Raw genomic sequence first — 22914 nt, 5'->3', positions numbered from 1 at the left:
CTACCGGAGTGAGCTATGAACGGAACAGATTATGTGGTCATGGCGCTGTATGCGCTGATGATTGTGGCGATCACGCTTTGGGCCATGCGCAAAGTGGGCAGCACCAAGGACTTTTTTGCCGCCGGCGGTAAAATGCCCTGGTGGCTTTCCGGCATTTCACATCATATGTCGGGTTATAGCGCGGCGGTGTTCGTGGCTTACGCCGCGGTGGCCTACAGCTATGGCATCACCATTTATTTCTGGTGGGCGCTGCCCATTTCCATTGCGGTGTTTATCGGCTCGTTTATTTTCGCCCCGCGCTGGGCGCGGCTGCGCATCCACATGCATATCGAATCGCCGATGGAATATCTCGCCACGCGCTACAATGTGCCGACGCAACAGCTGCTGGCCTGGAGCGGCGTGCTGCTGAAAACCTTTGATGTCGGCGCCAAGTGGGCGGCCATCGCCATTATCATTAATGTCTTCACCGGGCTCGCGCCGGTATACGGCATCGCGATATCCGGCGCATTATGCCTGTTTTATACCGTGATGGGCGGGTTATGGGCCGATGCCTGCAACGACTTCGGCCAGTTTATCGTGCAGTTTATCGCGGCCATCGTGATGGTGGTGGCGGTGGCGGCCCATCTGGGCGGCGCGCACGAACTGCTCACCGTCTGGAACCAATTGCCGCCGGCCCATACCGATATTATCCGCGAGCCCTATACGCTCGGCTTTATGCTGGCCTATTTTGTCATCTATACCCTCAGCTACAACGGCGGCACCTGGAACCTGGCGCAGCGGTTTATCGCCTCGCCGCGCGGGCGGGACGCGCACAAGGCCGCCCTGCTGTCCTCGGTGTTGTACCTGGTATGGCCGCTGGTGCTGTTTTATCCCATGTGGGCGGCGCCGGTACTGTTCCCCCATATCGCCGATCCGACGCAATCCTACTCCATCATGGCGATGCAGCTATTGCCCAACGGCCTGATAGGTCTGGTGCTGGTGGCGATGTTTACCCATACCCTGTCGATGACCTCATCGGACTCCAACGCCATTACCGCCGTGGTCACGCGCGATATCCTGCCGGTTTTGTTTCCGCGCCGGTTCGGCAACGGCCAGTCTTCCCTGGTGGTGGCGCGGGTAACCGTGGTGCTGTTTATCCTGACCACCCTGCTTATCGCGGTTAACGCCAGCCGGTTCGGCGGCGTGCTGACCCTGCTTATCGTCTGGTTCGGCGGCCTGGTCGGCCCCATCTCGATCCCCATGCTGCTCGGCCTGCTGCCCTGGTTCAGAAAATGCGGCCCGACGGCGGCCATTGCCTCATGGGCGGCCGGGGTGGCGGCATTTTTCGCGGTAAAATTCGTCGTGCCGGGCATGAGCACCACGCAAATCGTCGCCATCCCGGTCTTCACCTCGTTGATTGTCTATACGCTGGCGGGGATGTTGCGGCGTAGTCCGGTCAGCCCGCAGGTGGACATTCTGCTGGCCGCGTTAAACCAGGATCAGGGCACGGCGCAGGCTGCCGAACCCATCCACAACCTGCGTAAACCCGAATCCGGCCAAAACTAAGGAGCTTGGTATGTCATTGCCGCTACTGAACCGTCGGTGCGAGAATTTATCCGTCCAGGTGTTTGCCGATCGCCGGCAAATGGGACGCCACGCCGGCGAGGCCGCCGCCGCCTGCCTGCGTAACCGCCTGAACGCCCAGGATAACGTCAGGATTATTTTTGCCGCCGCCCCTTCGCAAAATGAGTTCCTGGCCACCCTGGCGGCGGCCGGGGATATAGACTGGTCGCGGGTGACGGCGTTTCATATGGATGAATATATCGGCCTGCCCGCCGATTCACCGCAGCGCTTTAGCCACTATCTTAAGCGGCATCTGTTCGATATCGTCCGCCCCGGGCAAGTCCATCTGATCCCGACGGGCGACGCAGGCCGCGTGTGCCGCGAATATGCCGCGCTGATTAGCCGCGCGCCGGTGGATATGGTTTGCCTGGGGGTGGGAGAAAACGGCCATCTGGCGTTTAACGATCCGCCGGTGGCGGATTTTCACGATCCCGCCGTCATGAAAGTGGTGGCGCTGGACCCGGTCTGCCGCCAGCAGCAGGTCAACGACGGCTGCTTCGGCGAGATAAACGCGGTTCCCACCCACGCGCTGACCCTGACCATGCCCACCCTGATGGCGGCATCGCGCCTGTTTTGCATGGTGCCGGGCAGCAGCAAACGCGCGGCGGTGCGCGCCATGCTGGCGTTGCCGGTAACCACCGCCTGCCCCGCCACCGTTCTGCGTACCCACCCCGCCTGTTCACTGTTTACCGACGTAGACGCGTATGGAGAGCTAACGCATGGATAAGGTTTGTATCCGCGGCAGGGATTACCGGGAGTTAACCAGCATCGAGATCCACGCCGCCGGCGGGCTGATCCGTGAAATACGGCCGCTGCCGCAGGATGATAGCCTGCCCATCCTGGCGCCCGGTTTGGTGGATTTGCAGGTCAACGGTTATGCGGGGGTTGATTTTAACCGTTGCCCGATTGATGAACAGGCGGTACTGGAGGTCACCCGGGAATTATGGCGACAGGGCGTCACCACCTTCCTGCCCACGGTCATCACCAACGGCGATGAGCAGATCGCCGGGATGGCGGCGGCGATTGCCAATGCCCGCCGGCGCTTTGCCCCGGTCGGGCAAAGCGTGGCCGGAATCCATCTGGAAGGGCCGTTTCTTTCTCCCGAGGACGGACCACGCGGCGCGCATGACAAACGTTTTGTCAAAGCACCGGACTGGACGCTGTTTCAACGCTTCCAGCGCGCGGCGCAGGGCGATATACGCCTGCTGACCCTGTCGCCCGAATGGCCGCAGGCCCCTGGATTTATCCGCCGCTGCGCGCAAGCCGGGGTGGTGGTCGCCTTAGGTCATACCGCCGCCGACGCGTTACAGATAGACGCGGCGGTCGAGGCCGGCGCCACGCTGTCCACCCATTTGGGCAACGGGGCGCATTTGCTGCTGCCGCGCCACCCCAACTATATCTGGGAGCAACTGGCGCAGGACCGGCTGTGGTGCGCCATGATTGGCGACGGCGAACATTTGCCGGCGTCGGTCATGAAGGTTTTTATGCGCGTCAAAGGTGAACGCGGCATCCTGGTGAGCGACGCCACCAGCCTGGCCGGCATGCCGCCCGGACGCTACCGGCTGCATATCGGCGGCGAGGTGATCCTGAGCGACACGGGGCGCCTGGCGATGGCCGATAACCCGCGGTTGCTGGCGGGATCGGCGCGCTCATTACTGTACGGGGTGAATAATCTGCTCCGCCTGGGCCTGGCCACGCGCCGCGAGGCGTGGGAGATGGCGTCGGTACGTCCCTCGGCGCTGCTTAACCTGCCGACGCGGCATGGTCTGGCGGTTGGCGCCCCGCTGGACGCAGTGGCGCTTGACGAAGACCGGCGCGGCGGATTGTCCGTGCTGGCCGTTTATCAGCGGGGAGAATGCGTCTGGCGGGATGAATAGGTTTTTCCGGGCATCAATGGTTATGCCATAATGCCCGCTGATATTCAGCCGGAGGTTAGGGTAAGCCAGCCTATGAAAGAGCCAGGAAAAGGACCCGCGCTGCTGCGCCAGTACAATGAAAAGCATGTCCTGTCTTTCTTGCGGCAACAGCGCGTCAGTTCGCGCCTGGATATTGCCCGCGCGCTGTCGTTAAGCAAAAATACCATTTCGCTGATCGTGGATGATTTTATCGCCCGGGGCTACGTTGCCGAACTGGGCGTGGCCCAATCCAACACCATCGGCCGCCCCAAAATCCATATTGCGCTGCTGCCGGATAAAATGAAGGCGGCGGGCATTATGGTCGAGCGCCAGCAATTGCACTGGGCGGTCTATGACTATTTTTCCGAGGTCATCGAGCAGCAAACGCTGGCTATCGATACCGTCGCCCCCGGCCCGGTATTGGCGGAAATCACGCGCGTCGTCCAATGGATGCACCGGCGTTATCCCGAACTTATCGGCATCGGCGTGGGCTTTCCCGGTATTATCGATCCGCTTGCCGGCGTGATGCACGTATCGTCGCATCTGGGCTGGCAACAGGTCGACCTCCTGGCGACCCTGGGCGAAACCGTGCCGATACCGGTCGGCGTGATGAATATCGTCAAGGCGGCGGCGCTGGTATCGCGCCAGCAAGGCACCCGGCAGCCGGGAGCCGAACCCGGTTTTTACCTGCGGATCGCCGAGGGCATCGGCGGCGCGCTGCTGACCGAACAGGGCGTTTATTATGGCGGCAGCTGGACCGCGGGCGAAGTCGGGCACCTGAACGTCGCCGCCGACGGGCCGCTTTGCACCTGCGGACAACGCGGCTGCCTGGAATCGTTAATCGCACTCAGGGCCATCAATGCGCAGCTGGATCAGCTGCAGCCGGGGCTGCAGTGGGCCAATCGCGCGGCGGCGCCGCAGATAGTGGAACAGGTTATCGGCCGGGCGGGCGAATTGCTCGGCAAGGCGCTCAGCCAGATCATCCATCTGGTCAACCCGCGCACCCTGCTTATCGACTGCGCCTATAATGCCTCGTCGCTGTTTACCGAACAGGTATTGGCCACGGCGCGCCGTACCACCCTCTCTTTTGCCTACGGCCATACGCAAATCCGCTTTCTCTCCCATAGCTATGACCCGGCCCAGGGACTGGCGCTGGCCATGATCCAACGCTTCGAGCGCATTAATTTGTAGCGGCGGTACGCGCCGCCGCAAAGCAACACCGGATTAACCGCCGGTGCGGCAAGGCAACGGGTTTAATGTTCATTGTTAATTGGTATAGCTTCAGTTATTTAAGATGCGGCAGTCAATATAATGGGGATGTATCAATTTTGTGATAGACCGGTACTTTAATAATCCCCAAAAATAATTAGCATATACTATTTATCAAATAAATAGCTGATGCGTTTTTACCGCTACGAAAAGGTAGAATTTTCGATGAGAGGAATATCCTCGTCCCTTGGTTTTATTTCCGGTGTCGTTAAACATCGGGATATCGAAGAATATAATAAAACCATCGCCGGACGGTCATTACTTGCCAAGGGGCCATTATTTGAAAATACGATGCCGTGGAAAATACACAATCCACGAAGAGAGCTGCCAGCCCTTATCCCTATCCGTAAAAACGGCAGGCCGGCCACAGCCAGAGCGGAAAACGATTCTCAAGTCAATCGCCCCCCCGTCAAAAGGCATAGGATTGAAGGCAATACCTTCTCTGGCGGACTGGTGGCGATTAACAATCGCCAACCGCCAGATTCAGGCGCTCCGCCTCGCTATTGTCCTGCCGATAGCGCTCTGCCCGCAGGGCGTACCCTCCCTATAAATCCGCTGCAAACAAAAAACCAGGAGGATATCTGGCAGGTTAAGCGGGGATTAAGGACGATGAAAGAAAAATTAGCCAAGGAGATTTTACGCAATAACCAATCACGCAGACTGATTCAGCTAGCAGATGAGGCGCAGGCACACAGACAAGAACATCACCTGCACGCCAGTGAGATTACGTCAGCACATTCCGCCACGCCACATCAATGCCAGATATGCGCGCTTTTGGCTACCTACCATCAATTACTGACCGTAATGGAAACCGCAAAGGCGCAATCGGGCGTGCTTAACCTAGATCAGGACGGCCAACGCCAAAATAGCGACACCGTTCTTTTAACACTCGCATCCGTACTGCATCACCTCATCAGAGAAGACAGCGATAAACTGCTCGACGTTATCCGTTCCCTTGCCGGGGTTCGCATTGCGGGCCTACCTGACTCGCAGGAAACGGCAAACAAAACTGCAACCCGCCCCAGTCCGGATGTTGCAGCGCATCTCTATGAGGTCCTCACCATTAGCCCGTCATATCTGGAAAAAACATGGCAGATAAAAGACCATATCATTAAGCTGCTCGAAGAATTAAATAAGACGCTGGCGCAAAATACCGGTCTTCGCCGGCTAATGGGGAAGTCCCCGTTGACCGCCCACGCTGATGGCCACGTGCATACATTCACTCTCCAGGATGCCGATATGCAACATCCCGACAAATGCAATATTTGCGTGTTCTGGACGCATTACAATAATTTTTTCCAAGGATTGAAGCGCAATCCACAGCCTTGCACTTCCGCGAAAGAATATCATGCCCGCTATCGCGATTTAAACTCTGGGGTTTTTAAATTAACCCATACCCTGTTATCAATGCTGAAAAAGGATAATGATACCCTGCTCGACAGTCTGGCGCATCATGCGATAACCGCCGACAACCCAGGTGACCCGCCCATGAAAAACATTTCATGGGCGGACATTACAGCAGCCTTAACTATCGACCCGAAAGTGGTGATGGCCGGAAGCGACATGCCGCGCATTAACCCTGCTTTAGGCAAAATGCTGAATATAGAATCACAGATAAACCGTATAAAATCCGAATTCGCCGATATGCTGTCGCTCGATTTCCGGCTGCGCCAGCAGTTGGCGCAACATTCAGGTCCTGGAACACCCGCCATGCATTTTCATGCCAACGCATCAGAGACAATAGACTACAACACCGCTCATCAATGCTATTTTTGCCGGCTTTGCACGCTTTACAACCGTGAACTGTACCCTCCATCCCGGCCGGACACGCGGTTACATGCGCATAGCAGCGGAAATCCCCCCACCGGTCTCGACAATCATTGGCGGATTTTCAGCTTAACGCACTTACTGCTGACGCATCTGAAAAACGATACCCAGACCCTGCAAGACAGCCTGCCTTATTATCGAGATATAAAGGCTTAACGTCCTTATGCCCTGCGCCAGCAAACACGCGCGCTTTTGACGTCACCTCAGCGCACCAGTCCCAGGCGTTCGGCGAAATCATCGGCCGGCATCGGTTTGCCGAACAGAAAACCCTGCGCTTCCAGGCAGCCTTTTTTCTTCAGGCGTTCGCATTGTTCAAGCGTTTCCACGCCCTCGGCGATCACCTCCAGCTTAAAGCTGCTGCCCAGGTACAGGATAGCGCGGACGATGGCGGCGTCGGGGGGAGAATCCACCATGGCGCGCACAAAGGTTTGGTCCACCTTCAGGCGGGTCACCGGGTAATGTTTCAGCATGCTCAGAGAAGCATAGCCGGTGCCGTAGTCGTCAAAAGCGATGCCGACGCCGTACGCGCGCAGTTCCCTTAGCGGCTTCAGCATATGTTCATCGTGGCGCAGGATGATATTTTCCGTAATTTCCAATTCCAGCGCCTGCGGGGGTAAGCCGGTTTCCTGCAGGATGGCGCGTACCTGTTGCGCCAGCGTGCCGGTCCTGAACTGGGCGCTGAACAGATTCACGCCCATGCGAAACTCGGTTACGCCCCGATCGCGCCAGGTCGCCGCCTGGCGACAGGCGGTCCTGATCACCCATTCCCCGACGCGCTCGGCCCAGGGACCGGACTCCAGCGCCGGAATAAATACCGCCGGACCCAGCAACCCCTTCTCCGGATGGCGCCAGCGCAGCAGGGCTTCCGCGCCGACGATGGCGTTATCGGCCAGCCTCACCTGCGGCTGGTAAAACAGTTCGAATTCATCCCGATCGTATGCCCTGCCCAGTTCCCCCTGGTAAGAGCGCTTGGCCTGTGATAATTCACGCAGTTCCCGGGTAAAAAAACGGCGGCAGTGGCGGCCGTCGGCCTTGGCCTGGTAAAGCGCCAAATCGGCGCTGGTCAGCAGTTCCTGGATGGTCAGACCGTGGACGGGATACAGCACAATGCCGACGCTGGCGCCGATATTGACCGGCTGGCCGTCGATGGTGACAATCTTGTTGATTTCATCAATGATATGATCGGCGATTTCCGCCGCCCTCTTGGCATCGGACAGTCCGGGAAGCAACAGGGCGAATTCGTCGCCGCCCATACGCGCGACCACGTCGCCCGAGCGCACGCAGTTTTGCAGCTTGAAACCCACGTCCACCAGCACCGCGTCCCCGCCCGCATGGCCCAGGTTATCGTTAACGTCCTTAAAGCCGTCCAGGTCCACCAGCATGATGATGGCGGCGTCCTCGTCCCTAAGGGTTTGCTCAAGACATAAGCCCAGCAGGGTACGATTGGCCAGCCCGGTAAGGTGATCCATATGCGCCAGTTGGAACAAGCGCTCTTCGTTGCGGCGCCGTTCGGTGATATCGCGCAGGATGGCGCCAAAGGTGATGCGATCGTGGTCCACCCACGAAGACGCGGACAGTTCCACCGGGATCCAGACGCCGTCGGCGGAGCGCACTTTCAGTTCCAGGGTGCTGCCGCGCTGTGTGCCGTCGCCGGCGCCGGCCAGGCGCTGCAGACGGCCGACCAGGCCGTCCGGCACCAGCACGCTGACGTTGCATCCGATAATCTGTTCGCTGCTATACCCCAACAGTTTGCCCGCCGCCGCGTTCCAAAAGGTGATGATGCCTTTATCGTCGGCGCAGACAATGGCGTCGGGGGACGTATGGGCAATATTTTCGAAACGAAACTGGCTGGCGTTGCGCGCGCGTTCCAGACGCCGCATTTCCAGCCGGTCCAGGACCAGCGCGGCCAGGTCGTGCATATTTTGCCTATCGCCCGCGCTCAGCCCCGGCCGGGGCACGCGGTCGATAATACACAGCGTGCCGAGGGCGACCCCATCCTGATTGCGTAACGGAATACCGGCGTAAAAACGGATAAAAGGCTCCCCGGTCACCAAGGGATTATCCCGGAACTGCGGATCCTTATGGGTATCCGGAATCACCATGATATCGTGCCGGCGAATGACGTGCGCGCAAAACGAGATATCGCGCGGCGTTTCGCAGGAGGCGATGCCGATACTGGCGGCAAACAGCTGGCGTTCGGCTTCGATCAGCGAAATGAGCACAATAGGCACTTTAAAAATATTGGCGGTAAGGTGTACTAACCGGTTAAAGCCTATTTCCGATAATGTGGAATGGATGCCATATTCTTCCAGCACGGCAAGACGCTTTTCCTCTTCCCTATCCGACGGCGAATCATTCATGTGTGCCTCTGCGAATCACGTCAAAAATAATAATTAAAAAAATAAATTATTTCATGCATCAGGGTTATATCGGCATGATGAAGGCAACGCTTGAGTCATTGTCGCGTAAGCGTTGTGACGGCACGCTCCGATTCGTCAGATACCACACCATTTCGCGCCTGTTTTTCTTGTTAAGTATAGACAGCGCCGGCGGAATGCGGCGCAAATGACTCAATGCCGCGGTATTAGACGGCTTCACGAAAAACACCCCGAAATGAAGAAAATCATGCCAGCCCGCTAGGAACCGCCAATATGTCATGCTAGGTTTAATTTGCTATCTAATGATAAGAAATTTTGTTGTTTACTCTCAATCATTCACAACGCGGCCGGAGGACCATGGCAAAAAAAGATCCCTACGCCCCGCGCGAATGGCTGCCGCATGAGAAGCCCGCGCTTCCCGGTTCGCCCTCGACCCCGCTGCACCCCGTGCCAAAACGCATTGCGTACGGCATCGTCGGCGTGCTGGTTTCAATTACCGGCGGGCTGGGCAATGCGTTGGTGACGGCCAACCTGAGCAACCTGCAAGGCACTTTTGGCGCTTACTCCAACGAGATTGCCTGGCTGCCGGCGGTTTATCTGATGACCAATGTGTCGATAAACCTGCTCTTGGTGAAATTTCGCCAGCAGTATGGCCTGCGGGTATTTACCGAAGCCTTTTTGGTGCTGTATGTCTTAGTGGCGTTTTTTCACCTGTTTGTGAACGATCTTAATTCCGCCATCATGGTGCGCGCCGCGCACGGCATGGTGGGCGCGGCGCTGAGCTCGCTGTCGATTTACTACCAAATTCAGGCTTTTCCGGCCAGGCACCGCCTGAAGGGCCTGACCATCGGCATCGGGGCGTCGCAGGTGGCGATTCCGCTGGCGCGGCTGTTCTCCTCGGAACTGCTGGCCCTTAATGAATGGCGTGGCCTTTATCTGTTCGAGCTGGGGCTGGCCCTGCTGTCGCTCGGCGGCGTGCTGTTGCTTAAGCTGCCGCCCAGCGATCGCATCAAGGTGTTTGAGAAAAAAGACTTTCTGACGTTTATACTGCTGGCGCCCGGCATGGGGCTTATCTGCGCGGTGCTTTCCCTTGGCCGCATCGACTGGTGGTTATCCGCGCCCTGGATTGGCGTTTCGCTGGCGCTGGCCGTAGCGCTGATTACCGGCGCCATCCTGGTGGAACGCAACCGCCGCAATCCGTTGCTGAATATCCGCTGGCTCAGCAGCGGCAGTATCGTGCGCCTTGGGCTTATCATGTTGCTGATCCGTATCGTGCTGGCCGAGCAAAACACCGGCGCCATCGGCTACCTGCAGCAAATCGGCCTGCTCAACGATCAGATGCGCGGTTTGTCCCTGGCGATCCTGGCGGGTATTGTGGCCGGCATCGTCATCAGCGCCCTGACGATTAATCCCAAAAATCTCAGCCGCCCTATTATTATCGCTCTCGTGTTGATGACCTTCGCCTCGCTGATGGACGCGCAGTCCAACAGCCTGACGCGACCGGATAATCTGTATATCAGCCAGTTTTTACTCGGTTTCAGCAGCGCCTTTTTCCTGGCCCCGGCGCTGCTGGCCGGCATCGGCGGCGTGGTGGCCGAGCCGCGCAACCTGGTGAGCTTTTCAGTGCTGTTCGGCATGAGCCAGAACCTGGGCGGGCTGCTGGGATCAGCGCTGCTCGGCACATTCCAGGTCATACGCGAAAAGTTTCATTCCAGCCAGATAGCAGAGCAGCTAAGCCTGCAAAATCCCCTGGTGGCCGAGCGGGTCGGCAGCTATAGCGCCGCCTATGGCGGCGTGCTTAACGACAGCGATTTGTTAAGCGCGCAGGGACTGGCGCAATTACAGGCCGTCGCCACCCGGGAAGCCAATACGCTGGCCTATAACGATGTGTATATGCTGACCGCGGCCATTGCGCTGGCAACGCTGGTCTGGATTTTATGGCGACTGTTCCGGCTGCGGATGCAGGCCCGGCGCCAGGTTAACCATTAATGGAGCAACAATGAGTCAGCAACCCGACGGCCCGGCCACGGCGCCGGAAAAGGAAAAAAGCAGCTATGCCCGTATCCTGACCACCCTGGTGGCGGTGGCGATCGCCATTGTCGGCGTGCTGGTCATCCTCTACGCCTGGCAGTTGCCGCCGTTTACCCGCCAGGTGCAGACCACGGACAATGCGTATGTTCGCGGCCAGGTTACCGTCATCAGCCCGCAGCTCAGCGGCTATATCACTCAGGTCGCGGTACAGGATTTTGCCTGGGTGCGCAAAGGCGATCTCCTGATGACCATTGACGAGCGCATTTACCGGCAACGGGTGCATCAGGCCATGGCGCAGCGGGATATGAAACGGGCCGCGCTGGCCAATAATATTCAGCAACGGCGCAGCAGCGAGGCGGCGATTGCGCGCAACCAGGCGGCGGTGGTCAACGCCCAGGCGCAGGCGGAAAAAGCGCGCCTGGATTTAAAGCGCGTCGAGGACCTGATGTCCGACGGCTCGTTATCCGTGCGCGAGCGCGACGCCTCGCGCGCCAGCTACAGCCAGGCCAGGGCGGATATCGCCCAGGCCACGGCGGCGCTGGAGATGTCCCGGCAGGATTTGCAGACGGTCATCGTCAACCGCGCGTCGCTGGAGGCCGATGTCGCCAGCTCGCAGGCGGCGCTGGAACTGGCGCAGATTGATTTGGCCAATACCCGCATTGTCGCGCCGCGCGATGGGCAATTGGGCCAGATCTCGGTCAGGCAGGGCGCGTATGTCAGCGCCGGCACCCACCTGACGTCGCTGGTGCCCGAGCAGATGTGGGTGATCGCCAATATGAAGGAAACGCAAATGGCCGCCATCCGGCTGGGACAACCAGTCAGTATCCGGGTGGATGCACTGGACTACGCCAGCCTTAGCGGCGAGGTGGAAAATATTTCGCCCGCCGCCGGGTCGGAATTCAGCGCCATTACGGCGGATAACGCCACCGGCAACTTTGTCAAAATCGCCCAGCGCATCCCGGTGCGGATAAAAATCCACGATGATGGCCCTCTTTACCGGCGGTTGCGTCCCGGCATGTCGGTGGAAGTCAGCATCAATACCCTGAATGCCGAAAACCAGCAAGGCGAGGTACGCTGATGCCGGCGAAACCCCTCCTGCTGCGTTTATCCGCGCCCGGCCTGCTCCTGCTGCTGTGCGCCTGCCACCCTGGGCGCGAGCCGGCGGCGCAGTCAAGCCTGCTTATCCCGGCGCAGTGGCGCGAAAAGGTGGGCCCGGCGGCGCCGGTGGAGGCGCGCTGGTGGCGGGAATTTAACGATCCGGTATTAAGCCGGCTGGTTGAACAGGCTCTGCGCAATAATACCGATATCCTCACCGCCCGCGCCCGGGTTGACGAATATCGCGCCCGGCTGCGCGCGGCCAACGGCGATCGCCTGCCGTCGCTGGACGCCGGCGTCGACGGCACCCGCGCCCGGGTGCTGTCGTCGGCCACCGGCCTGCCGGTCTATAGCACGGTCTACCAGGGCACGCTGCAGGCGGGTTATGACGTGGATCTCTGGGGACGGCGGTCCGCTACCGCCGCCGCCGCGCGCGCAAGCCTGGAAGCGCAGCAGGCCGCGGCGGCGGCGGCCATGCTGACGGTGGCCTCGTCCGTCGCCTCGGGATATCTGACGCTGTACGCGCTGGACCGGCAACTGGCGTTAACCCGCGCCACCCTGGAATCACGGCGCAATTCGCTGAAACTGGCGCGCAGGCAGTTTGAAACCGGCTATTCATCGCGGCTGGAATACGTGCAGGCGCAGGCGGAATACCAGGCCGCCAGCGCCCAGATACCGCAGCTGTCGCATCAGATAACGGAACAGGAAAACGCGCTAAGCATTCTCTTGGGCGCTAATCCCGGCGCCATCCCGCGCGGCGACGATGCCGGCCGGCTGCGCCCCCTGCCCTTGCCCACCCTGCTGCCCTCGGAGCTGATGCGACGGCGTCCCGATATCATCCAGGCCGAACGGCAGCTGATTGCCGCCGACGCGACGCTAAGCTCCGCCCGCGCCGCTTTGCTGCCCTCGCTTAACCTGACCGCCTCCGGCACCCTGCAGGACAATGCCCTGGAAAAGCTTATCGATAATCCTTTCCGGCTGTGGAGCATCGGCGGCAGCGTACTGGCGCCGATGCTCAACCGCGAGGCCCTGAACGCCCAGGTGGATATCAGCGCCGCCACCCGCAACCAGGCCCTCTACAATTACGAAAAAGTGGTGCGATCGGCGTTCAGCGAAGTGAACAATAGTCTGGACGCCATCACGCGGCTAGAGGAACAGCTGACGGAAACCCGGCGGCAGGAGGACGTGGTAAGCGAGGCGTTGCGCATCGCCCATAATCGCTACCGCAACGGCTACGCGTCTTACCTGGAAGAACTGGATGCCCAGCGTACCCTGTTCGCCACCCAGGTCAGCGTAATACAGTTGCGCAACAACGTGCTGCTGGCGCAAATTGATCTTTACCGTTCCCTTGGGGGCGGCTGGCGGGTGGACGGCGATAACCTGGAGCCGCGCTAGGGCAGAAGTGAATGCGGTTCGCCGCCTGAGGGAAGACTCGGGGCGCGCGCGGCGTTGGCCCATCGCTTTGGGCCAACGCCTAACTGATTAATCAGAAATAATAAATCAGCGCCACCGCCAGCACATCGTCGGTATTGATACCGCTGTTTTTGGTGAAGTCGTTATTTTTCAGTAAATTGACTTTGTAGATAACGTCCGTGGACATGCGTTTATTGAAGAAATAAGCGCCGCCGACGGCCAGGTATTTCAGCGTATCCTGATTACCATAGCCTTCGATATCCTTACTGCGGGTTTGCAAATAACTGACGATCGGCGCCAGGCCGTTGGTGAATTGATATTGCGCCAACAGTTCCACCACCTGGGCCCGGTTGGCAAAACCATACACGCTGTGGCTGCTGCTGCCGAACGGCGTCGCGTTATAGGTTTCGGTATAGGTGGCCGCCAGGTAGATCTGGTGGGCGTCATATTTCAGGGCGCCGCGATAGGCGTCGGCTTTATCGCCATGGCCGTAGGCCAGGTTATTTTGTCCCTCGGTTCGATCGGACGTGGCAAACGTAGCGCCGGCGCTGATACCCGCGCCAAAGTCATAAATCAGCGCCGCGCCGTAGCCTTCGCCGTTCTGGCGCAGGGCATCGCGGCCGTTATTGGTTTCGGTGGCGCTGCCGTTCTTGCCCTGGTACTGGGCGGTGAGCTTCAGGCCGTCGATCAGGACGTTATTGCGATAGGTCAGCAGGTTGCTGGTACGTTTAAACATAAAATTGTCAATGCCGTAAGCGTCGCCGCCAAATTCGGGGATCACATCGGTCCAGGCGCCCAGATCGTACAGCACCCCGAAGTTACGCCCGTAATCCACCGACCCGTACTGCTGGGTGCGCAGGCCGGCGAACCCGAGGCGGGTGACGCTGGTGCTGGTGCTGCTTTCCGCCTGGTTGGCGTTGACCTGGTATTCCCACTGGCCGTAACCCGTCAGGGACGAATTAATCTCGGTCTGGCCGCGAAAGCCAAAACGGAAATAGGTTTGATCGCCATCGATGCCCGGATTATCGCTAAACATATGCAGCGTATCGACCTTGCCATACAGATCGAGCTTGTTGCCGTCTTTATTGACAATCTCGGCCGCGTTGCCGTTGCCGGCAATAAAAACCAACGGTAAAACCCACCACAGAACAGAAGATTTCATTTTATTCCAACCCTCAATTAATTAATTTAAAATAAAATTCAAATAGTGAATTGCTGTGTTACGTCCATATTTATCCCTTGGCCGGTGCGGCCAATTATTGTTTATGGCTTTTCTTTTTCAGCGTTTAAACGGCATGCTCCTGCGGTACGGCTTTTTCCGGCGCACCTTTATGGCGGTTAAGGTAGCCGATGTTGTTATTGCCCCACAGCGATTCGTATTTCATGCCGGTCAGCGTCTCCACGGTGGCCCGTGCCTCCGGCGTGATCTGCTGCGGCAGCGGATGATTGGCCGCGCGCATTTTCTGCGTTTCCAGCTGCAGGATGCGGTGGGTTTTCAGGTTCAGCTTAAAGCGCAGGGAAATAATGAAACCCGCGGTCAGCACCAGCACCGTGCCGATGCACAGGATGGCCAGGATGGCGTGGCTTACCTGCGGCAACTGCACTTTCTGCCCGGAAACGAACCCCGACAGCTGCAGGAACACCCCCACCAGCATTACCGCCCCGGCCTGGGACGCCTTGCGCGTCAGCGTCATGATGCCGGCGAAGATGCCCTCGCGCCGCTGGGCGGTGATCGCCTCGTCCACATCGGCGATATAGGTGTAGATATTCCAGGGCACATAGTTGATGCCGCCCCGGCCAAGGCCGGCCACGGCCGATACCAGCAGCAGCAGCGAGAACGTGTCGCTCAGGCCGGCGTAGTACAGCACGCCGTAGGAGAGCGCGCTCAGGCCGAACAGGGTGACCACCAGCCGGTAGGACGGCGCCGGTCCGAAGCGGATGCACAGCGGGATCATGCCGATCACCGCCACGAACTGCAGGATCGCCATCACCCCCATCAGGTTGGAGGCCACGGTGGCGCTTTGCATCAGCACGAACACCACATAATAGGTAAACACCGCGTTGAACACGTCCTGGGCGATGTAGCCGCCGAGGTACAGGCCCAGATGCTGGCGAAAGATGCGCACGCGCAGCGTGGAGGACAGTTCGATATGCAGGCGCCGCAGGCTTTGTCCCAGGGTCAGCTGCTGTTTTTCACGCTCAAGCTTTAATACCGCCTCCGATTTCAGCGCCGCCGGCCGCTCCCAGGTAAACAGGTAGACCAGGGTCAGCACCAGCGCGCAGATCACCGCGAACACCACGCTGGCGTAGAAAAAGGAAATGGCGTTGTCCTTGCCGAAATGCGACAGCAGGATGCCGGGCAAAAAGGCGGCCAGGATGGCGGACAGCTGCGCCAGGGCGATGCGCGCGCCGGAGAACTTGGATTTTTGTTTAAAATCGTCGGTCATTTCCGGCACCAGGGTTTCGTAGGGCACCAGGATCATGGTGTAGACCACGTCGAACAGCAGATAGGTCAGCAGGTAATAACCGTAGCCCATGCCGCCGACCCACATCAGGCAGTAGCTGAACACGCAGGGAATGCCGAGCAGGATAAAAAACTTACGGCGGCCGAAGCGCTTGCCCAGCCAGGTGCCGCCGAAGTTATCGGTCAGGTAGCCCATCAGCGGGCTGACCACGGCGTCCAGCACCCGGGCGCAGGCAAAGATAAAGGTGGCCTCGATGGGCGAGAGGCCGCAAAACGTGGTGTAGAAATAAAGCAGCCAGGCGGCGGTCAGGGCGGTGGTGCCCGCGCCCAGGAAATCGCCGGAGCCATAAGCCAGGTATTGCGGTAAACCTATGGAACGTATTTTCATTGCTGTGATGTCCAGGATTGTATCTGGTTAGACAAAGGTTGAAGAACACTTGAATCTGCCGGTTATAACGCGGTTCAAGATAGAACCAACCAACAATGAAAACCTTTCTGCGGTTGCCAGAACGTTGCGTCCAGTGGCAGAAAAACGAAGAGAATAACGATCGAGGTCAAAGATATAAAAAAATAGTTTATTTTTAATAAAACATCATTTTATTTAACGGCAATGGAAATAACGGCGGCGCGGCGCCCTTTATTCCGCGGGCATCCAGGCCGCCGGGTTCCTGCCCGCCGCCTGGATGTGGCGGCGAACCGCCGCCGCCCTGCCCGTCAGTTCCCCGTGGACTTAACGTCGTCCCGCCAGCGGTCCAGATAGGCCATGACCGCCCGCAGGGCTTCGTTTCGCACCGCGTTATTGATGCGGCCGTCTTGGACATAGCCGAACTTCAGGCAAGCGAAGCCAATTTCAACGGCGAGGGTCGCAACGTCGGGCGACGCCGGCAATGCCGGCAGTTCGCCCAAGCGCGCGGCCGTGTCGCGCAACAAGCGTCCGATTGATGCGTTCTTGACGGCATGGGCGGCACGGTCGGTATCGCTAAAAGAACCATTCAGCAACAGCACGCTCGCCACCGGATGGGCGTTGTAATACTCCACGCAAATATCTATCACTCTGCGCACCCACGCGCTAAGCGTACGGGCGCGGGCGGCGTCCGAATCCGCGATGGCGTCGGCAAGGCGGCGCATATGGATCTGCGAGATATGCGCGAACAGTGCGTACTTATCAGGAAAGAAGGGATAGATGCTGGCCCTAGGTACTTCCGCCAGGGCAGCAAGGGCGGGGATCGAGGTTTTTTCCGGGCCCAGTTGCTCGAGCATGCGCTCCGCCGCCTCGATGACCCGGGTCATGCGTTCCAGCGACCGTTCCTGCACGGGACGGCGCGTTCGTTTTTCCTTGGGGGGACTTGCATCAAAATCAGACATATGTTAGATTTAAAAAAAGTGACAGATGTTGGATATTAGCAGATTTCACTAAGGATGACCACGCCCTACGTCAAACCGGTACGTATGCGGGCAAAACGCTTTCTTGAACATCCAGACGGGAGAGGCCATGACAGCCGTAAACGGGGAGATCTATATCCATGTCGAGGAACAGGGCAAAAGCGACCCGACGCTTATCTTCCTGCATTATTGGGGCGGGTCGTCCCGAACCTGGCGCCACGTCATCGCCGCCCTGGCAAACGCCTGGCGCACTCTCGCCGTCGATTTGCGCGGTTGGGGTTTGTCGGATGCGCCGCGGGAGAATTATGCGCTGACCGATTTCGCCGATGACGTTGAACGGGTGATCAGGGCGCGTGGTTTGTCGGATTTCGTGCTGGTTGGGCACTCCATGGGCGGTAAGATCGCTCAATTGATCGCGTCGCGCCAGCCGGAGGGACTGGCCGGGCTGGTGCTGGTCGCTCCTTCGCCACCCACGCCGCTCGGGTTGCCGCCCGAGATGCTCGTCGGCATGGAGGCGGCGTACGCGTCCGCGGCCTCGGTTGCCGCCACCATCGACCAGGTGCTTACGGCAAAGCCTCTCACCGAAGGCCAGCGGCGTCAGGTTATCGAAGACAGTCTGCGCGGCGGCGCGGCGGCAAAAATCGCCTGGCCGCGCCACTCCAGCCAAGAGGACATTTCGGCCGCGGTAAGCGCGATTACGGTGCCGGTCCTGGTCATTGCGGGTGAATGCGATCGGGTCGACAGCGTCTCCACGCTCGAGACGGAACTGCTACCGCGTATCCCCCAGGCCAGGATGCGCGTGCTGGCGGGCACCGGACATCTATCCCCCCTGGAATCGCCCGGGGAAATCGCCGCATTGATCAGAACCTTTATTTCAGCATTGCCCAAAAACGCCATCTCGGCGCGCGTCAGACAAGCGTCACAACCCTAACCACCTGCAAAGTAAGGACCTCATAATATGTACAAGACCATTCTTATTACCGGCGCCGGCTCCGGTTTCGGCGAAGCGGCCGCCATCGGCTTGGCGCGCAACGGCCACCAGGTTATCGCCACCGTGCAATGCTCGCCGCAGGTAACGCCGTTGCGCGAAAAAGCCAAGGCTCTGGGCCTAGCCAATCTGCGGGTGGAAAAGCTTGATCTCCTCGACGCGCATGACATGGCCTACGCCCAAAGCTTCGACATCGACGTGCTTTGGAATAATGCAGGCATGGGCGAGGGCGGTCCGGTTTTCGAAATTCCGCTCGATCTCGTTCGCCATAACTACGAGGTCAACGTTTTTCTTCCGCTCGCGCTGACGCAAAGCTTCGTCAAAAAGTGGATCAGGCAGAACAAGCACGCAAAGGTTGTCTTCACCTCATCGATGAGCGGGCTGTTCTCACCCGCCAATTGGGGCGTTTACGCTTCGACCAAGCATGCGCTGGAATCCATTGCCGAGGCGATGCAGCAGGAATTGGCCGGGCACGGCATCAAAGTCCAGACCATCAATCCAGGCGCCTATTATACCGGTTTTAACGAGACCATGGCCGATACGGCCTTCCGCTGGCTCGACGACACAAACAATATTACCCGGCGAGCCGACCTGCGCGCGCAGTTCGACGAGGCGCTGGCATCGCCATTTGGCCATCTCGATGCGCGGGAAATGATTGATCGCATGATTGAAATCGTCCCCGCCGACAACGGAAAATTCCGTAACGTGGTGCCCCAGGCGGTGGAGGATATGCTGAAAGCTCAACAACTGGCGGCCTGGGACAATCAGATCTGAAAAAACCCCAAGGCGGCGCTTCGGTCGCGCCACCTTCCCCGCCGGCTTGCAGGGAACCGGGCGTTATCAGGCGCCGACGGCGGCGGCCGGTTCCAGCGTGGCCTCGGCCTGGCTGGCGGTATCCGTATAGTCCGGCATCTTGTCGTTATACATATCCAGCAGCTTAAGGGTGACGCCGTTGGTCCAGCCAAAACCGTCCTGCAGCGGATATTCGCCGCCCCCGCCTCCGCCGAGGCCGCTGCCTTCCACCACGTATTTCTCCACCAGCTTATGCTGATTGTTGAACAGCCGCTGCACGTTGCCCAGGAAACGGGTGGCAATATCTTCCGCCAGCTCGTCCAGACCATAATTGCGCAACCCCTCCACCGCGACCCATTGCAGCGGCGCCCAGCCGTTCGGCGCGTCCCATTGCTGGCCGGAAACATTGGTGGTGGTAATCAGCCCGCCCTGTTTGAGCAACTGATCGCGTATCGTCTGGGCGGTGCGGGTGGCGCGCTCCAGCGGCGCTACCTTGTTATACAAGGGGAAAACCATGGCGGCGGTCAGCTGATCGCGCAGCTTATCCTGGCGCCAGTCGAAGTCGGCGTAATACCCGCCCTCCTCGTTCCACAGGTGCAGGTTAATCGCCTGCTTACGGCGCTCCGCCCGCTGGCTGTAATAGCTGGCGGCATCATGGTTGCCGCTCAGCAGGCTGGCCTTGGCGAGCGTCTGCTCCAGATGGAAGAGCAGCGCGTTCAGATCCACCGGCAGGATGGACGTCGTGCGGATAGACGACAGCGCCAGCGGATCATCGAACCAGCGCGAGCTGAAATCCCACCCCGATGCCGCCCCAGCCCGCAGGTCCCGGTATACCTCCCCCGCCGGGCGATCCGTGGCCTCGCTGGCGGTCACGATATCGTCCATATAGGACTCGGTGCGCGGCGTATCCAGATCGTCCCAATAACGGTTTAGCAGCGCGCCGTCTTTCATGCGCACCACCCGTTCGGCGGCGGCGCCGTTCTCCAGCGCGTCGCCTCCCTCCATCCAGTACTGGTATTCTTTTTTCAGCTGCGGCAAATAGTTTTGATAGATGCCGTCCCCTTCCCTGCTCGCCAGCAAATCCACCATCAGGGCAAAAAACGGCGGCTGCGAGCGGCTCAGGTAATAACTGCGGTTACCGTTGGGAATGCGCCCATAGGTATCGATTTCATGGGAGAAATTATCGGTCATATCCACCACCAGCTCCCACTTATCGCATTCGGCCAGGCCGAGCATGGTAAAATAACTGTCCCAATAATAGACTTCGCGAAAGCGTCCGCCCGGCACGACGTAGTCCTTCGGCAGCGGCAGCAGCGAATCATAGGGCCTCACGGTGGAGGTATTGCGGGTCAGCACCGGCCACAGGGTGGTGATATGCTCGCGCAGGGTTTGCCCGTTAGGCGGCACATATTTCACCCGGTCGGTGGGGAATATAAAATTTTTCTCGACAAACGTCCGCAATTTGAAGTTCTTGCGCCGCTTTTTCGCCTGATAATCGGACAATATGGCCGCCGGGGTACGGCGCGGCACCGCATCGGCAAAGGTCTTCTGATCGGAAAATAATTTTGCCGTCTGCACATCGATGTACAACTGCCCCAATAAGGCATCCGGTCCCTGGCGTACATTGATATTATATTTATTTTTTTTTGCCAGCGCCGTTGAAAAAACCCGGCCTGACGCGGTACCCAGCGACATGCCCATGGTTAGAAATCTTCTCCAGGCCCACCTGAAAGAGCGTGTAATCATAGGTTAACTCTCCATTTTTATACGCCATCCGGCTAAACTGGCCACGGTCAGCCTTAGCATAACCCGTAGCTGATTTATAACTATAGCCACTCACGCCATAAGCTGGGGCCGGGGAGGCAAATTAGCCGGTGAAATTAGCTGGTTAGCCCGTTTCACGGCCATATTCGGAATTATCGTAACGCCCAGGCGTCCACCGCCGCGTAAACCGGCCGCCGCGCGCGCGCGGGAACACCCCCACCCCGCCAATAACAGGATAATTACATTCGCTCCCGGCATTTAGCATTAATAACAAAGCCAATATATTTCCAGGTGAAAAATATTTCATTATTCCTGATGCTTTTTTTAATTCACCGTTAATGTGAAGTGAAGCATTTAATAACACTTGTCGTCCACGACCGCAGGTGAAAATATTAACTTACCCTCCGCTATAACAAAGGTTATTTATTATGGCTAATAGAATGATCCTTAATCAAACCTCTTATTTCGGTAAAGGCGCCATCACCCATATCATTGACGAAGCGCGCACCCGCGGCTACCACAAAGCCCTGGTGGTTACCGATAAAGATCTCATCCGCTTTGAAGTGGCCACCCGCGTAACCGATCTCCTTAAACATGCCGGACTGCCCTTCCAGATTTATGATGAGGTGGTGGCGAACCCCACCATAGAGATAGTCCATAAAGGCGTTGCCGCTTTTAAGGCCGCCGGGGCGGATTATCTGATAGCCATTGGCGGCGGGTCGCCGCAGGATACCTGCAAGGCCATCGGCATTATCATCAATAATCCCGAATTTGCCGATGTCCGCAGCCTGGAAGGCGTCGCGGCCACCAAAAAACCCTGTGTGCCGATCCTGGCGGTGCCCACCACCGCCGGCACCGCCGCCGAGGTCACCATCAATTATGTTATCACCGATCGGGAAAACCGGCGCAAATTTGTCTGTGTTGATCCGCATGATATTCCGCTGGTGGCGATTATCGACCCCGATATGATGGCCAGCATGCCCGCCAGCCTGAAAGCCGCCACCGGCATTGACGCCCTGACCCATGCCATAGAAGGCTATACCACCCTCGCGGCGTGGGAACTCACCGATATGTTCCATCTCAAGGCCATAGAAATCATTGCGCGGTCCCTGCGTGATTCCGTACAAGGCAACGCGCGTGGCGTAGAGGATATGGCGCTGGGTCAATATGTCGCCGGCATGGGATTTTCCAATGTCGGCCTTGGGCTGGTGCATGGCATGGCACATCCGCTGGGCGCGTTTTATGATACGCCGCATGGAGTGGCGAACGCGGTACTGCTGCCCACCATCATGGCCTATAACGCGGCGCACACCGGGGAAAAATTCCGCCATATCGCCGTGGCGATGGGCGTTGAAGCGGCGAAGACCATGGATATCGCCCAGGCGCGCGCCGCCGCCATCAATGCGGTCAAACAGCTGTGTCATGATGTGGGTATTCCCGCGTCGCTGCGGGATCTGGGCGTGAAAAAAGAAGATATCGCGCAACTGGCCAAAGCGGCCTTCGCGGATGTTTGCACCGGCGGCAATCCCCGCGCCGCCTCGATTGCCGATATTGAACAACTGTATCAAGCGATTTTCTAACCGCGCCTGAAACCGCCTCCCGCCAACACTTATCTCAAAGCAGACGTGTTCAAGGGAGAGCCTGCCAATGGGGTTGAATCGGGCGTGCTTTTCCCGCCCGACCGAGCGCCCCATGGCGCGGTATGCCCGCCAACACCCATCTCAAAGCAGACATGTTCAAGGGAGAGCGTGCCAATGGGGTCGAATCGGGCGTGGTTTCCCCGCCCGACCGAGGCCCCATGGCGCGGTATGCCCGCCAACGCCGAACTCAACGCAGACGTGTTCAAGGGAGAGCGTGCCGATGGGGTCGAATCGGGCGTGCTTTTCCCGCCCGACCGAGCGCCCCATGGCACGGTATGCCCGCCAACACCGAACTCAATGCAGACGTGTTAAAGGGAGACCGTGCCAATGGGGTTGAATCGGGCGTGCTTTTCCCGCCCGACCGAGCGCCCCA

17 protein-coding genes are annotated in these 22914 nt (G+C 58.8%); 11 read left to right on the top strand and 6 right to left on the bottom strand.

Annotated elements, in window-relative coordinates; translation table 11 throughout:
* The first annotated feature begins 15 nt into the window (after window positions 1-15).
* From ACL2XF_RS00520 to ACL2XF_RS00500, 5 genes are all read left to right on the top strand, one after another.
* Window positions 16-1545, top strand: coding sequence for a sodium:solute symporter family protein (locus ACL2XF_RS00520; RefSeq protein ID WP_410013835.1), 1530 nt, complete (start codon window positions 16-18; stop codon window positions 1543-1545).
* 10 nt (window positions 1546-1555) lie between these two features.
* Complete coding sequence (locus ACL2XF_RS00515; protein ID WP_413727796.1) at window positions 1556-2329, top strand: glucosamine-6-phosphate deaminase; 774 nt, start codon at window positions 1556-1558, stop codon at window positions 2327-2329.
* A complete protein-coding gene (locus ACL2XF_RS00510) occupies window positions 2322-3479 on the top strand; it encodes an N-acetylglucosamine-6-phosphate deacetylase (RefSeq protein WP_413727795.1) in 1158 nt (385 codons plus the stop codon). Before ACL2XF_RS00515 ends, ACL2XF_RS00510 begins: the two co-directional genes overlap by 8 nt.
* 72 nt (window positions 3480-3551) lie before the next feature.
* Complete coding sequence (locus ACL2XF_RS00505) at window positions 3552-4688, top strand: ROK family protein (protein WP_410013832.1); 1137 nt, start codon at window positions 3552-3554, stop codon at window positions 4686-4688.
* 207 nt (window positions 4689-4895) lie between these two features.
* The gene (locus tag ACL2XF_RS00500; RefSeq protein ID WP_413727794.1) at window positions 4896-6749 is read left to right on the top strand and encodes a hypothetical protein; all 1854 of its coding nucleotides are present in this window, start codon (window positions 4896-4898) and stop codon (window positions 6747-6749) included.
* Between the two features lie 47 nt (window positions 6750-6796).
* Here the strand turns inward: ACL2XF_RS00500 and ACL2XF_RS00495 are convergent, their stop codons facing one another.
* On the bottom strand, window positions 6797-8953 hold the full coding sequence (locus ACL2XF_RS00495; protein WP_410013830.1) for a putative bifunctional diguanylate cyclase/phosphodiesterase: 2157 nt from the start codon (window positions 8951-8953) through the stop codon (window positions 6797-6799).
* Between the two features lie 375 nt (window positions 8954-9328).
* On the opposite strand from ACL2XF_RS00495, the gene ACL2XF_RS00490 reads away from it, so the two are divergent.
* From ACL2XF_RS00490 to ACL2XF_RS00480, 3 genes are read left to right on the top strand one after another with little or no spacing between them, the layout of a single operon-like run.
* Entirely contained in the window at window positions 9329-10960 is a 1632-nt protein-coding gene (locus tag ACL2XF_RS00490; protein WP_410013829.1) for an MFS transporter, read from the top strand.
* A 10-nt stretch (window positions 10961-10970) separates the two neighbouring features.
* Window positions 10971-12080, top strand: a complete 1110-nt coding sequence (locus tag ACL2XF_RS00485; RefSeq protein WP_410013828.1) for an HlyD family secretion protein — start codon at window positions 10971-10973, stop codon at window positions 12078-12080.
* On the top strand, window positions 12080-13492 hold the full coding sequence (locus ACL2XF_RS00480; RefSeq protein WP_413727793.1) for an efflux transporter outer membrane subunit: 1413 nt from the start codon (window positions 12080-12082) through the stop codon (window positions 13490-13492). Before ACL2XF_RS00485 ends, ACL2XF_RS00480 begins: the two co-directional genes overlap by 1 nt.
* A 91-nt stretch (window positions 13493-13583) precedes the next feature.
* Here the strand turns inward: ACL2XF_RS00480 and ompC are convergent, their stop codons facing one another.
* The 3 genes from ompC to ACL2XF_RS00465 all read right to left on the bottom strand — a co-directional run bounded on the left by ompC (window position 13584) and on the right by ACL2XF_RS00465 (window position 17339).
* The gene (ompC, locus tag ACL2XF_RS00475; protein ID WP_410013826.1) at window positions 13584-14672 is read right to left on the bottom strand and encodes a porin OmpC; all 1089 of its coding nucleotides are present in this window, start codon (window positions 14670-14672) and stop codon (window positions 13584-13586) included.
* 124 nt (window positions 14673-14796) lie between these two features.
* Window positions 14797-16362, bottom strand: a complete 1566-nt coding sequence (locus ACL2XF_RS00470) for an MFS transporter (protein WP_410013825.1) — start codon at window positions 16360-16362, stop codon at window positions 14797-14799.
* A gap of 326 nt (window positions 16363-16688) precedes the next feature.
* Window positions 16689-17339: a TetR/AcrR family transcriptional regulator gene (locus ACL2XF_RS00465; protein ID WP_413721275.1), complete on the bottom strand. Its 651-nt coding sequence runs from the start codon at window positions 17337-17339 to the stop codon at window positions 16689-16691.
* Window positions 17340-17466: 127 nt separating this feature from the next.
* Between ACL2XF_RS00465 and ACL2XF_RS00460 the strand changes: the two genes are divergently transcribed.
* Both ACL2XF_RS00460 and ACL2XF_RS00455 read left to right on the top strand, forming a co-directional pair.
* Complete coding sequence (locus ACL2XF_RS00460) at window positions 17467-18288, top strand: alpha/beta fold hydrolase (protein ID WP_413727792.1); 822 nt, start codon at window positions 17467-17469, stop codon at window positions 18286-18288.
* A 27-nt stretch (window positions 18289-18315) separates the two neighbouring features.
* Window positions 18316-19119, top strand: coding sequence for an SDR family oxidoreductase (locus tag ACL2XF_RS00455; protein WP_413721277.1), 804 nt, complete (start codon window positions 18316-18318; stop codon window positions 19117-19119).
* A 66-nt stretch (window positions 19120-19185) separates the two neighbouring features.
* Here ACL2XF_RS00455 and treA read toward each other — a convergent pair whose 3' ends face one another.
* Window positions 19186-20838 (bottom strand): alpha,alpha-trehalase TreA, encoded by a 1653-nt coding sequence (treA, locus tag ACL2XF_RS00450; protein WP_410013824.1) that lies wholly within the window; start codon window positions 20836-20838, stop codon window positions 19186-19188.
* Window positions 20839-21025: 187 nt separating this feature from the next.
* Window positions 21026-21265 (bottom strand): hypothetical protein, encoded by a 240-nt coding sequence (locus ACL2XF_RS00445; RefSeq protein WP_413727791.1) that lies wholly within the window; start codon window positions 21263-21265, stop codon window positions 21026-21028.
* Between the two features lie 64 nt (window positions 21266-21329).
* Between ACL2XF_RS00445 and fucO the strand changes: the two genes are divergently transcribed.
* On the top strand, window positions 21330-22481 hold the full coding sequence (gene fucO / locus ACL2XF_RS00440; RefSeq protein WP_413721278.1) for a lactaldehyde reductase: 1152 nt from the start codon (window positions 21330-21332) through the stop codon (window positions 22479-22481).
* Window positions 22482-22914: the final 433 nt, after the last annotated feature.

It is taken from the genome of Sodalis sp. RH19 (assembly GCF_047324215.1).
GTDB lineage: Bacteria > Pseudomonadota > Gammaproteobacteria > Enterobacterales > Enterobacteriaceae > Acerihabitans.
This window is presented reverse-complemented; position numbering and strand designations above follow the sequence as displayed.